Below are 12,526 nucleotides of genomic sequence, written 5' to 3' on the forward strand. Positions count from 1 at the left end.
GGACGGGGGCCGCGTTGCGCGCGCGTTCAGGTTCTGCATCAATTGCATCACCCGAACCGGCCCTGATTCCCCGATGAAGCGGAATCTCCACCTCGAACGTTGAAGCAGGGATCAGTGTTCACCTTCATTCTGCAGATCAGGCAGATGGTCGAAGGCCACCCCGAGTTCTACCTGTTCGCCGTGTACTCCGCGGTGATCTGGTTGCTCTGGTTGCTCAAGGTCGTCATCTCCGCCCGCTACCGCCCCTTCACCGGCACCTTCGTCGGTACCACCAGCGTCGTCGTCCCCGTCGTGGACGAACCGCTCGACCTGTTCCGTGACGTCATCGGCCGCATGGTCGAGCAGCAGCCCGGCGAGATCATCGTCGTCATCAACGGTGCCCGCAACGAGGCGCTCGAGGAGGTCTGCGACGAGTTCGCCCCCCTCGTCCGCTGGACCCACACGCCCATCCCGGGCAAGCGCAACGCCGTCAAGGTCGGCACCGAGATGTCCAACGGCGACATCACGGTGCTGGTCGACTCCGACACCGTCTGGACCCCCGGCGCGCTCGAGGAACTCCTCAAGCCGTTCGCCGACGAGTCCGTCGGTGGGGTGACGACCCGGCAGCGCATCCTCGAACCGGAGCGCAGCTGGATCACCCGCTGGGCCGACTGGCTCGAGAACTCGCGGGCGCTCTACTCGATGCCGGCACAGAGTGTCCTCGGGCAGATCGGCTGCCTGCCCGGGCGCACCATCGCGTTCCGCCGGAGCATCCTCATGCGGGTGATGGACCGGTTCATGCACGAGAAGTTCATGGGCGTGTTCCTCGAGGTCTCGGACGACCGGACACTGACGAACCTCACGCTCAAGGAGGGGTACCGGACCGTCTACCAGTACACGTCGCTGGTCTACACGGACGCCCCGCTGCAGGTGAAGAAGCTGTTCAAGCAGCAGCTCCGCTGGGCCCGCGGTTCGCAGTACAACACGCTGCGGATGCTGCCGTGGATGCTCGGCCACGCGCCGGTCCTCGCGGCGTTCTTCATCACCGACATCATCCTGCCGTTCATGCTCTTCGGCGTGATCGCCGGCTGGATCTACCGTGCCTTCACCGGCCAGGGCGAGAACCTGTACCAGGGCATCCTGTCGCAGTACGGCTTCTCGACCGGGTTCGTCTACGTCGCGGCGCTCATGGTGATCTCGAGCGTGCTGAGCATGGCGATCCGCCAGATGCGGCACCTGTCCGAGAAGCCGAGCGACTTCTTCCGCCTGCCGATGTTCATCATCGTGTCGACGTTCTTCCTGATGCCGATCCGGCTCATCGGCTTCTTCCGCCTGGCGCACGCGTCCGGCTGGGGGACCCGGGCCGGTGCCTACGCCGGCGGTCCGATGCAGGAGGACCCGGCGGACGCCGTCCAGCCGCTGTCCTCCACGGCGCAGGTCCCGGTCAGTCCGATTGACGCCGAACGTGCCCGGTCGGCCGGGGTCGACCAGGTGGCCGTGGACCGTGCGTTCGACGAGCTCTTCGGCGCCGACGCGGCGACCAACTCCACCACCACCGTCCTCGCCACCCGCCGTGAGGCCGCAGCCGCGGTCGCGCAGCAGGAGGCCCAGCGAGCAGCCGCGCCGGCCCCCGCCCGAGCCCGCCGGTACAACCCGTACGCAGCGATCCCGTACGTGATCGGCATCGCGATCTTCGCCCTGGAGGCGTTCCTCATTGTCTGACTTCATCCGTTCCTCGAGTGCTTGGTGGGCGCAGTCCAGCAAGCACGCCCGCCGGACGGCCATCGGCACGACGGCCATCGTGCTGGCGCTCGGCCTCATCACCTGGTCGGTGTGGATCTCACCCTCCGGCCCCGTCTCGACCGCCGTGCATCAGGCTCTGGGCGTCGAGGCGCCGAAGGCCAAGAAGGTGTCCGCCGCCGAGCTGCAGACGCAGCTCGACGCCGCCCAGGAGCGCATCTGGTCGCTCGAGGGCAAGCTCGACTCCCGCACGGCCCAGGCCGGGTCGCGTGGCGACCAGATCTCGGAGCTCAAGGCGCAGATCGCGTCGCTGCAGTCCCAGCTCGGTGCCGCGAAGGATTCGGGAGGCTCGTCCAACGTCAACGCCGCGGGTTCCGGCAGCGGTGGCTCGGGTTCCGGCGGGTCCGGTGCCGGTTCGGCCGGTGCGTCCGGGTCCGGCTCGGGCTCGTCCGACAACGGGTCCGGCAGCGGCTCTGGTTCCGGCAACGGATCCGGGTCCGGCTCTGGTTCCGGCAACGGCGGTGGCTCGAAGCCGAACCCCGGTCCCTCGACCGACCCGGGTTCCACCCCGGTCGTCACGCCGACCAAGGCCGAGATCCTCGGTCAGCAGTCGCGCTGGTACGGCCTGTACACCGCGCAGTCCCCGTTCAACTGGGCCGAGTACGACGAGGTCTCCCGTCAGGTCGGTACCGCGTCCAACATGACCGGCTTCTTCCAGGGCTTCGACCAGGAGTTCAACGCCCCCGCGGTGCAGCGCTCCTGGGCCAACGGCCGTGTCCCGCTCATGACGTGGGAGACGGTGCCGGCACAGACCGGCAACGACCAGAAGTACGTCCCCGGGTACACCAACGACGACATCTCCGGTGGATCGTTCGACGCCTACCTGACGAAGTACGCCAAGGCGCTGGCGGCCAACGGGCAGCCGATGGTCATCCGTCTCGACCACGAGATGAACGGCTCCTGGTACAACTGGTCCGAGGGTGACGCCCAGAAGAACCCGGCCGGCTCCTACAAGAAGATGTGGCAGCACGTGCACGACGTCTTCCAGGCGAACGGCGCGAACAAGTACGTCATCTGGGACTGGTCCCCGAGCCGCATCGACAAGCTCGGCAACCCGAAGTACCAGACGCTCGACTACATGCAGCAGTACTACCCGGGTGCGGACTACGTGGACTGGGTCGGCATGAGCGGCTACTACCGCGACGCCACCGAGCAGCCGACGTTCGGCACGACTTTCGGAGCGACGCTCACGCAGCTCCGCCAGATCGCGCCGGGCAAGGGCATCATGCTCAACGAGATCGGGGCGACCGAGACCGGCACGAGTGTCGCGAACCCGCAGAAGACGCAGTGGATCAACTCGCTCTTCGATGCGCTGGCGGACCCCGCCAACAAGGACATCGTCGGCTTCGCGTACTTCAGCGAGACCGCGACCACCATCATCGACGGCAAGCGCACCACGAACGACTGGCGTCTCAACTCCCGCGCCGATTCCCTCAAGGCCTTCGCCGAGGGCATCAAGCGCAACGACATCGACTACGACCTGCAGGAGGTCACGCAATGAGCGAGTCCAAGAAGTCGACCGCATCGGCCGACACCCGCCCCGCACCCGTCATCAGCGTCATCGGCACCGGCTACCTCGGCGCCACCCACGCGGCCGCCATGGCCGAGATGGGCTTCGAGACCATCGGTGTCGACATCGACGCGTCGAAGCTCGCCGCACTGTCCGCCGGTGAGGTCCCGTTCTTCGAGCCCGGTCTGCCCGAGCTCATCACGAAGCACGTCGCCAGCGGCAAGCTCCGCTTCACCTCCGACATCGCCTCGGCCGTCGCGGCTGCGGACGTCCACTTCGTGTGCGTCGGCACCCCGCAGAAGGCCGGGTCGCACGCCGCGAACCTGGCCTACGTCGAGAGCGCCACCCGTGGCGTCGCCGAGAACCTCACCCACCCGGGCCTCATCGTCGGCAAGTCGACGGTCCCGGTCGGCACGGCAGCGCGGCTCCGCGGTATCGTCCGCGAGTTCACCCCCGCCGGCATCGACGCGGAACTCATCTGGAACCCCGAGTTCCTGCGTGAGGGCAAGGCCGTCGAGGACACCCTGCACCCGGACCGTCTGGTCTGGGGTGGAGCCTCCGAGGCCGCCGACGCCGTGATCCGCGAGGTCTACGCCGCACCGATCAGCGAGGGCACCCCGGTCATCACCACCGACCTCGCCACCGCGGAGCTCGTCAAGGTGAGCGCCAACGCGTTCCTCGCCACGAAGATCTCGTTCATCAACGCGATCTCCGAGATGTGCGCCATCACCGGCGCCGACGTCTCCACGCTCGCCGACGCCCTCGGCCACGACGCCCGCATCGGCCGGAAGTTCCTGAACGCCGGCCTCGGCTTCGGCGGCGGCTGCCTGCCGAAGGACATCCGGGCGCTCATGTACCGCGCGAACGAGATCGGCGCGGGCCAGGTCGTCGGCCTCATGCAGCAGGTCGACGAGATCAACATGGGGCAGCGCCAGCGGGTCATCGACATGGCGATCGACTCGGCCGGGGGATCGGTGCTCAACCGTCGCGTGGCCGTCATCGGTGCCGCGTTCAAGCCCCTGACCGACGATGTCCGGGACTCCCCGGCGCTCAACGTCGCCGCCGCGCTGCACCTCCGCGGCGCCCAGGTGACGCTCTGGGACCCGGAGGCGATGGAGCCCGCGAAGCGCTCGTTCCCGACGCTGAGCTACGCCGCGTCGATGGCGGACGCGATCGAGGGCGCCGACGTCGTCCTCGTGCTCACCGAGTGGGACGACATCATCACCGCCGACCCGGTCGCCCTCGGTGACCTCGTCGGGCGCCGCGTCGTGATCGACGCGCGCAACTGCCTCCCGGTCCTCGACTGGGTGAAAGCGGGGTGGACCGTCCGTTCCCTGGGACGTCCCACGCCGGTCACGGGTGCACCCGTGAGCGTCGCAGCGGGGACGAACGACGCGTTGGCCACGAGCCGCTAGTCACCGTTCGCGAGACGGGGTCCGTGCCGGGCGGCGCGGGCCCCGTTCCCGTGCGCCCGGGTCCGGTCGTTTCGGGCGGTTCCGGGCGTCCCTGGTCGAATCGGGCGTCCCTGGTCGGAAGTTCTGACCAGGTACGCCCGATTCCGCTTTCCAGTCCGGCTGCGATGGGAAGGAACGTGCGTCGCGACCGCCTGGAGGCCCGACACCCGCCCGCCGGACCGGCACCGGGCCTCCAGGCGGTCGCGTCAGCACCCCGCGCGCACGGTGGCAGCGTCCTCGCGCGAAAGCGACAGAATCCCGCGGAACGTTCGCGGCGTTCTGTCGCTCTCGCGGGTGCCAGCGCCCTGGCCGTCAGCGCACTGTCGCTTTGGCATACACACGAAGGGCCCCGCACCTGACGGTGCGGGGCCCTTCGTGTGGTGTCAGCGAGACTCAGACGCCGAAGTACAGCTCGTACTCGAACGGGTGCGGGCGCTGGGCCAGCGGGAGGATCTCGTTCTCACGCTTGTAGTCGATCCAGGTCTGGATGAGGTCTTCGGTGAAGACGTTGCCCTTCGTGAGGAACTCGTGGTCCGCCTCGAGCGCGTCGAGCGCTTCGTCGAGGGAGCCGGGGACCTGGGGGATGCCCTTCGCCTCTTCCGGCGGGAGCTCGTAGAGGTCCTTGTCGACCGGCTCGTGCGGCTCGATGCGGTTCTGGATGCCGTCGAGGCCCGCCATCAGCTGCGCGGCGAAGGCGAGGTACGGGTTGCCGGAGGCGTCGGGCGCGCGGAACTCGATGCGCTTGGCCTTCGGGTTGGTGCCCGTGATCGGGATGCGGATCGCCGCCGAGCGGTTGCCGGCCGAGTAGACCAGGTTGACCGGAGCCTCGAAGCCCTTGACCAGACGGTGGTACGAGTTGATCGACGGGTTGGTGAACGCGAGCAGCGCCGAGGCGTGCTTCAGGATGCCGCCGATGTACCAGCGGGCGAGGTCCGACAGACCGCCGTAGCCGTTCTCGTCGTAGAAGAGCGGCTTGCCGTCCGACCAGAGCGACTGGTGGGTGTGCATGCCCGAGCCGTTGTCGCCGAAGAGCGGCTTCGGCATGAACGTGGCGACCTTGCCCCACTGGTCAGCCGTGTTCTTGACGATGTACTTGAACTTCAGGATGTCGTCCGCGGCGTGGACCATCGTGTCGAACTTGTAGTTGATCTCCTGCTGGCCGCCGGTGCCCACCTCGTGGTGCGAGCGCTCGAGCTCGAAGCCCGCGTCGATCAGCTTGAGGGTGATGTCGTCGCGCAGGTCGGCGGTCTTGTCGACCGGCGACACGGGGAAGTAGCCGCCCTTGTACGGGGTCTTGTTGGCGAGGTTGCCGCCCTCTTCGTCACGACCGGTGTTCCAGGCGCCCTCTTCGGAGTCGACCGCGTAGAAGGACTCGTTCTGCGTGACCGAGTAGCGGACGTCGTCGAAGATGTAGAACTCGGCCTCGGGGGCGAAGAACGCGGTGTCCGCGATGCCCGTCGACGCGAGGTACTTCTCGGCCTTCTTCGCCACCTGGCGCGGGTCGCGGCCGTAGATCTCGCCGTTCCGCGGGTTGTAGATGTCGAAGATCATGATGAGCGTGCGCTCGGCGCGGAACTGGTCGACGTACGCCGTGGTGACATCGGGGATCAGCTGCATGTCGGACTCGTGGATCGACGCGAAGCCGCGGATGGAGGAGCCGTCGAACAGCTGGCCGACCGAGAAGAAGTCCTCGTCGACGGTGGATGCCGGGATGTTGAAGTGCTGCTGCACACCGGGCAGGTCCGTGAAGCGGATGTCGAGGAACTTGACGTCGGTGTCCTTGATGAAGGCCAGGACCTCGGAGGAATCGCTGAACATGGGGCCGATCTCCAATGGGTTGGGTGATGTCGGAGGCACCGGTCAAGGCACCTCCGACGAGGCTATTGACACGGGGTTTCCCGGACATGACTGGTTTGTTTCGGGCGTGTTACGCCCGGGCCGTCGCCTACGCTGGGGACCATGGCCCGCAGCACTCCCAGTCCGTCCGCGCCCTCCGAGCACCCGGACGGATGGCCGGGCAAGGACCTCGGTCTGCCCGAGTCCGGGCCCCGGAGTGTCGGGCGGATCGGTCGGCGGGTCGTCGCGCTCCTCATCGACGGCGCACTTGCTGACCTGGTCGCCTACGTCACCGGGGTGTGGTCGCCGGTGAACGGTTCGGGCGACATCGCGCACTCCTGGGTGCAGATCGCCATCTTCGCCGTGCTGCAGATCGTGTTCATCTGCCTGCTGTCCGGGTCGTTCGGGCACATCTGCGTCGGACTGCGGGTCGTCCCGATGCGTGGAGGCTACGTGGGGGTGTGGCGGCCGATCCTCCGGACGGTGCTGCTCTGCCTGGTGGTCCCGGCGCTCATCATCGACCGCGACAGCCGGGGTGCGCACGACCGCATCGCGGGGACGGTGCTCGTCCGCCGCTGAGCCGGGGCCGGCCGAGGGTGCGGGGCGCGCACCGTGGCTGTCGTCCGCGCCCTCGCACCGTACGAGGTCGCGAGCCGGGTTTCCGCCGCTGGCCCTCGCACCGTGCGAGGTTGCTCATCGGGTGCGAGTTTGCCCGTCCCGTGCGCCGTCGGAGTCTCGCACCGAGCCGACAACCTCGCACGGTTCAGGGCCGGTGCCGCGCCCTCGCACCGTGCAAGGTTGCGCGCCGGGCCTCCGTCGATCGCCCTCGCACCGTGCGAGGTTGCGCGCCGGGCCTTCGTTGATCGCCCTCGCACCGTGCGAGGTTGCTCACCGGGTGCGAGCTTGCCTGCCCGGTGCGCCGTCGGAGTCCCGCACCGAGCCGACAACCTCGCACGGTCCAGCGAAGGTCGCACGGTGCGGGCCTCGCGAACACCTCTAGCCCCCCGCGGCCTCCACACACGAGAACGCCCCCGACCAGATCTGGTCGGGGGCGTTCTCGTGTGCGGAGGGCTTCGGTCAGCGCGGCCGTCCGGCGCGAGCCCGCATCGGGTCCATGCCCTTCGGGATCGAGGCCGCAGGGCTCTGCGTCAGCGAGTCGAGACGGTTCGCGACCGCCAGGACCTCGTTGCGGTTGAGCGACTTCTTGAGCTTGTTCATGGCACGGGGCAGCTTGTGCAGCGTCAGGCTCTCACCGGTGCCGTCACCCACGTGCAGCACGTGCACGGCGACGTTCGGGACGATGCGCTGCACCTTGCGGCGCTCCTCGTCGACCTGGCGGTTGAGGTTGCCACGCTGACCCTCGGTGATCAGGACGACACCCGGGCGACCCACGGCGCGGTAGACCGCTGCCTGCGAGCGACCGTGCACCGCGACAGGCATCTCGCTCGAGCGCCACTGGCGACGGAGCGAGTTCGACAGCACGGCACCGACGGCGCCGGGCTGGCCTTCGATCTGCGAGTACGCGGCGCGTTCGGCCAGACGGCCGAGCACGATGAGGAAGAGCAGCACACCGAGCAGCACACCGGCGACGATCCACAGGACGATCGCGAGCCAGTTCTGCCCCGGCAGGAGCAGCGCCAGCAGGACACCGAGGACGACCGGACCGACGAAGGCGAGGGCGAACCACCAGACCGACGACGGGTCGGCCTTTCGGGTCATCTGGAAGACCTGGAACATCTGCTTGAGACGCCCCGGCTCCTTCGCCTTCTTGTCTGTGGAAGAGCTGCGTGCCATGCGAACAGGATACGGCCTCCGTGCGGCGGGGGAGACCGTCGTGTGTCCGGCTGTGCGCGAACACGTCTTGTCCACAGGTGGTGCGGGAGAGCCTGGAGGCCCGCCGCGCCACCGCCACGCTGGTCACCATGGAGACGAGCACGGCCCACCACCCGGATCGCTGGATCGCGACCGGCAACGAGCACGACGTGCTCAGCTGGGTCGCCGACCGCTCCGCGGCCGCCGAGCGGCACCTCGTCCCGGTGGCCGCGGTCGGTCGGACCCCGACGGGGCATCTCGTGGTCGACCTCGACCGGCCGACCGGCACACCGCTCGTGGCGGCGCTCGACCGGCTCGGCACCCCGACCACCGGCGTCGCGGTGACCCTGACGGTCCCGCTCCTGGAGCTCCTGGTGGCGGTGCACGACGGCGCGATCCTGCTCGGTACAGCCGGCATCGACGACGTGCTGGTGGACGACTCCGGTGCCGTCGTGCTCTGCGACCGCCCGACGAACGCGACGAACCCGACGAACCCGACGAACCCGATGAACCAAACCAACGCGAGGACCCCGACGCGCACCGCACCCCCGACGCGCACCGTGCACTCGACCGACGCGACCCGCACCCTCGTGCTCGCAGCCCGGACGGTGTGGGACCGCGTCGACCCGGCCGATCCCGCTCAGCAACCGGTGCTCGACGCGCTGCAGGACGCCCTCGACGGTGACGGACCGAGCGCACGAACGGCACTCGACGTCGTCCACGGCACCGCCGCGCCCCGGCCGTTCCGCTGGACCCCTGTGCCGAGCGACCTCGTGTTCGCCGAACCGCCGACATCGGACGGGCAGGACGGACTGCTCGAGCGCCTGCGGGACGTGGTCGAGCACGGCGTCCCGCTCGGAGCCGACCGACGGCTCCCGCTCCGCCGCGTGCTCGTGGGGCTCGTCGTCGCCGTCGGGTCGGTGGTCGCCGCCCTGACCCTGCTCGGCGGCGGGTGACGCCGAACCCGCCCGTGAACGGGAACGGGGACGGCCCCGGCCCCCACGAGGGGAACCGGGGCCGTCGGCCGTGCTGCTGGGATCAGTACCCGAGGTTCGGGGCGAAGTTGCCCTCTTCGAGACGGTTCTTCACCGCGACGAGGTACCGCGAGGCGTCCGCACCGTCGATGATCCGGTGGTCGTACGACAGCGCCAGGTAGACGAACGAGCGGATGGCGATGGCCTCCTGGCCGTCGACCTTCACGACCGCCGGACGCTTCGTGACGATGCCGGTGCCGAGGATCGCCGACTGCGGCAGGAACACCACGGGGGTGTCGAACAGCGCGCCACGCGAACCCGTGTTGGTCAGCGTGAACGTGCCGCCGGCCAGCTCGTCGGGCTTGAGCTGGTTGTTCCGGGTGCGCTCGGCGAGGTCCGCGATGGACTTCGAGAACTGCGCCAGGTCCAGCGAGGCCGCGTCCTTGATGACCGGGGTCAGCAGGCCGCGCTCGGTGTCCACCGCGATGGAGACGTTCTCGGACTCCGGGTAGACGATCTCGTCGCCCTCGACCGTGGAGTTGATCTTCGGGTGGGCCTTCAGCGCCTCGGACGCCGCGAGGGCGAAGAAGGGCATGAAGGAGAGCTTCGAGCCGGTCTTCTCGAGGAACTCCGCCTTGTGCGCGTCGCGGAACTGCGCCACCTTCGTGACGTCGACCTCGACGACGCTCGTGAGCTGTGCGGTCGAGGTCATCGACTGCACGGCACGCTCGGCGACGACCTTGCGCAGGCGGGTCATCTTCTCGCGGGTCCCGCGCAGCGGCGAGACCTCGGCGACGAACGGGCCGGACGCGGCGGCGGGTGCTGCTGCTGCCGAGGCGGCCGGGGCCTTCGCGGCGGCGGCGAGGACGTCCTCCTTGCGGATGCGCCCCCCGACACCGGAGCCGGTGACCGTGGACAGGTCCACACCCTGCTCGTTGGCGAGCTTGCGCACCAGCGGGGTGACGTAGCCGGAGGCTGCGCCGTCCTGCGTGGGGTTCGGTACCGCTGCGGCGGCCGTGGTGCTCGGCGCGGACGCCGGAGCCGGAGCGGCCTGGGCCGGCACGGCTGCCGGCGGAGCGGCTGCGGGCGGCGGGACCGGAGCGGCGGCCGGGACCGGCGCTGCCGCGGGCGGGGCGGACGGTGCCTGCGGGGCGGCGGGCTGCGTCTGTCCGGCGGGGGCCGGCTCGGGCTCGGTGGGCTCGGGCGCGGGGGTCTCGGCCTCCTGCTCCGTGCTCGGAGCGGCCTCGGGTTCCTCGGCGTCGGCAGCGGCGGCGTTCGCGTCGTCGGCGCCGGAGTCGGACGAGTCCGAACCGCCGTCGGACGAGCCGGAGCCGTCACCGATCTTCACGAGGGCGGTGCCGACCTCGACGGTCTCGTCCTCGGGAACGAGGATCTCCTCGACGACGCCGGCGATCGGCGACGGGATCTCGGTGTCGACCTTGTCGGTCGAGACCTCGAGCAGCGGCTCGTCGACCTCGACCCGGTCACCGACGTTCTTCAGCCATCGGGTCACCGTGCCCTCGGTGACGCTCTCGCCGAGCGCCGGGAGGTTGACGGATTCGCTCATCGGGTGGACTCCTCTTCGCGGGGGATTGCAGTGGTTGTTGATGTCATTGTCACAGTGCGGCCGGTGCCGGTCACAGCGCGTGCAGCGGCTTGCCCGCGAGGTGCAGGAACGCCTCGCCGAGGGCTTCGTTCTGGGTCGGGTGACCGTGCACCAGGGGAGCGATGTCCTCCGGGTAGGCCTCCCAGTTCACGGCGAGCTGGGCTTCGCCGATGAGCTCGCCGACGCGGGCACCGATCATGCTGACCCCGACGACGGGGCCGTCCACGACGCGCACTACCTTGACGGAGCCGGAGGTCCCGATGATGTGGCTCTTGCCGTTGCCGGCCAGGTTGTACTCGTACGAGTCGACCTTGTCGGCGCCGTACTGCTCCTCGGCCTTGGCCTGCGAGAGCCCGACCGAAGCGACCTCGGGGTCGGAGTAGGTGATCTTCGGGATGTTCTTGTCCTCGATGACCACCGGGTTGAGGCCGGCGATCTCCTCGGCGACGAAGATGCCCTGCTGGAAGCCGCGGTGCGCGAGCTGCAGGCCGGGGACGATGTCGCCGACGGCGTAGACGTTCGGGATGTTCGTGGCGAGACGCTCGTTCGTGGTGACGAACCCGCGGTCCATCGCCACGCCGACCTCGTCGTAGCCGACGTTCTGCGTGACCGGGCCACGGCCGACGGCGACGAGCAGGACGTCACCGTCGAAGGTCTTGCCGTCCTCCAGCGTGACGACGACGCCGTTCTCGTCCTGCTCGACGCCCTGGAACCGGACACCGAGCGAGAACTCGATGCCGCGCTTGCGGAACGCACGCTCGAGCTGCTTCGACATCGACTCGTCCTCGGCCGGGACCAGGTGCGGCAGGCCCTCGACGATGGTGACCTCGGCCCCGAAGGACTTCCAGACGCTGGCGAACTCGACGCCGATGACGCCGCCGCCCAGGATGACGACCTTGTTCGGGACGTAGTCCATGCGGAGCGCGGTCTCGCTGGTGATCACGCGGCCGCCGATCTCGAGCCCGGGCAGGGACTTCGAGTAGGAGCCGGTCGCGAGCACGATGTTCTTGCCGGTGACGGTCTGGTCGCCGACCTGCACGGTGTTCTGCGAGGTCAGACGACCCCAGCCCTCGACCACGGTGATGCCGCGGGCCTTGATCAGGCCCTGCAGGCCCTTGTACTTGGAGTTGATGACGCCCTGCTGGTAGTCGATGACCTTGGGCACGTCGACACCGGCGAACTCCGCGATCACGCCGTACTTCTCGGCGTCACGCGCGCCGTCGGCGATCTCCGCGGCGTGCAGCAGCGCCTTGGTCGGGATGCAGCCGCGGTGCAGGCACGTCCCTCCGAGCTTGTCGCCCTCGATGAGCGCGACGCTCATGCCGAGTTCGGCGGCCCGGAGCGCAGCGGCGTACCCACCACTCCCGCCACCGAGGACAACGACGTCGTAAGTCTGTTCCGTCACCTGGTGCAACTCCCTCGTGCGTGTCGGGCCGATCGGGCCCTACGTGGACACCGCGGAGGGCGGCGTCCGACGGTCGGACCGCGTGGTTCCGGTCCCGTCCCGTGCAGTACCGGTGGGAGGCGCGTCGGTGCGCCGTTCCCACCGGTACCA

9 protein-coding genes are annotated in these 12,526 nt (G+C 69.2%); 5 read left to right on the forward strand and 4 right to left on the reverse strand.

The features are described from left to right. Positions 1-114: 114 nt before the first annotated feature. The 3 genes from DEI98_RS09660 to DEI98_RS09675 are packed head-to-tail and all read left to right on the forward strand — an operon-like array spanning position 115 to position 4,704. On the forward strand, positions 115-1,701 hold the full coding sequence (locus DEI98_RS09660; RefSeq protein WP_111100624.1) for a glycosyltransferase family 2 protein: 1,587 nt from the start codon (positions 115-117) through the stop codon (positions 1,699-1,701). Continuing rightward, the gene (locus tag DEI98_RS18660; RefSeq protein WP_110863860.1) at positions 1,694-3,280 is read left to right on the forward strand and encodes a glycosyl hydrolase; all 1,587 of its coding nucleotides are present in this window, start codon (positions 1,694-1,696) and stop codon (positions 3,278-3,280) included. The genes DEI98_RS09660 and DEI98_RS18660 overlap by 8 nt, the downstream gene beginning before the upstream one ends. Further along, a complete protein-coding gene (locus DEI98_RS09675; RefSeq protein WP_111100627.1) occupies positions 3,277-4,704 on the forward strand; it encodes a UDP-glucose/GDP-mannose dehydrogenase family protein in 1,428 nt (475 codons plus the stop codon). Before DEI98_RS18660 ends, DEI98_RS09675 begins: the two co-directional genes overlap by 4 nt. Positions 4,705-5,136: 432 nt before the next feature. On the opposite strand, the gene glnA is transcribed toward DEI98_RS09675, so the two are convergent. Continuing rightward, positions 5,137-6,561 (reverse strand): type I glutamate--ammonia ligase, encoded by a 1,425-nt coding sequence (glnA, locus tag DEI98_RS09680; protein ID WP_027465453.1) that lies wholly within the window; start codon positions 6,559-6,561, stop codon positions 5,137-5,139. Positions 6,562-6,702: 141 nt separating this feature from the next. Here glnA and DEI98_RS09685 point away from each other — a divergent pair, with 141 nt between their 5' ends. Continuing rightward, complete coding sequence (locus DEI98_RS09685; RefSeq protein ID WP_071244549.1) at positions 6,703-7,158, forward strand: RDD family protein; 456 nt, start codon at positions 6,703-6,705, stop codon at positions 7,156-7,158. Positions 7,159-7,656: 498 nt separating this feature from the next. Here the strand turns inward: DEI98_RS09685 and DEI98_RS09690 are convergent, their stop codons facing one another. Beyond that, positions 7,657-8,373 (reverse strand): DUF4191 domain-containing protein, encoded by a 717-nt coding sequence (locus DEI98_RS09690; RefSeq protein WP_027465455.1) that lies wholly within the window; start codon positions 8,371-8,373, stop codon positions 7,657-7,659. A gap of 128 nt (positions 8,374-8,501) precedes the next feature. On the opposite strand from DEI98_RS09690, the gene DEI98_RS09695 reads away from it, so the two are divergent. Beyond that, a complete protein-coding gene (locus DEI98_RS09695; protein ID WP_146243486.1) occupies positions 8,502-9,347 on the forward strand; it encodes a hypothetical protein in 846 nt (281 codons plus the stop codon). Positions 9,348-9,429: 82 nt separating this feature from the next. Here DEI98_RS09695 and sucB read toward each other — a convergent pair whose 3' ends face one another. Next, positions 9,430-10,932 carry a 2-oxoglutarate dehydrogenase, E2 component, dihydrolipoamide succinyltransferase gene (gene sucB, locus DEI98_RS09700; RefSeq protein WP_071403959.1) on the reverse strand — a complete coding sequence of 501 codons (1,503 nt, stop codon included), beginning with the start codon at positions 10,930-10,932 and terminating at the stop codon, positions 9,430-9,432. Positions 10,933-11,002: 70 nt separating this feature from the next. Further along, positions 11,003-12,376 carry a dihydrolipoyl dehydrogenase gene (lpdA, locus tag DEI98_RS09705; protein ID WP_111100629.1) on the reverse strand — a complete coding sequence of 458 codons (1,374 nt, stop codon included), beginning with the start codon at positions 12,374-12,376 and terminating at the stop codon, positions 11,003-11,005. Between the last annotated feature and the right edge of the window lie 150 nt (positions 12,377-12,526).

This window comes from Curtobacterium sp. MCLR17_034 (assembly GCF_003234485.1).
GTDB lineage: Bacteria > Actinomycetota > Actinomycetes > Actinomycetales > Microbacteriaceae > Curtobacterium > Curtobacterium flaccumfaciens.

Coding starts and splice junctions, on each gene's coding strand:
- DEI98_RS09675 (WP_111100627.1), top strand. CDS start 3,277: ATGAGCGAGTCCAAGAAGTCGACCGCATCGGCCGACACCCGCCCCGCA.
- glnA (WP_027465453.1), bottom strand. CDS start 6,561: ATGTTCAGCGATTCCTCCGAGGTCCTGGCCTTCATCAAGGACACCGAC.
- DEI98_RS09685 (WP_071244549.1), top strand. CDS start 6,703: ATGGCCCGCAGCACTCCCAGTCCGTCCGCGCCCTCCGAGCACCCGGAC.
- DEI98_RS09690 (WP_027465455.1), bottom strand. CDS start 8,373: ATGGCACGCAGCTCTTCCACAGACAAGAAGGCGAAGGAGCCGGGGCGT.
- DEI98_RS09695 (WP_146243486.1), top strand. CDS start 8,502: ATGGAGACGAGCACGGCCCACCACCCGGATCGCTGGATCGCGACCGGC.
- sucB (WP_071403959.1), bottom strand. CDS start 10,932: ATGAGCGAATCCGTCAACCTCCCGGCGCTCGGCGAGAGCGTCACCGAG.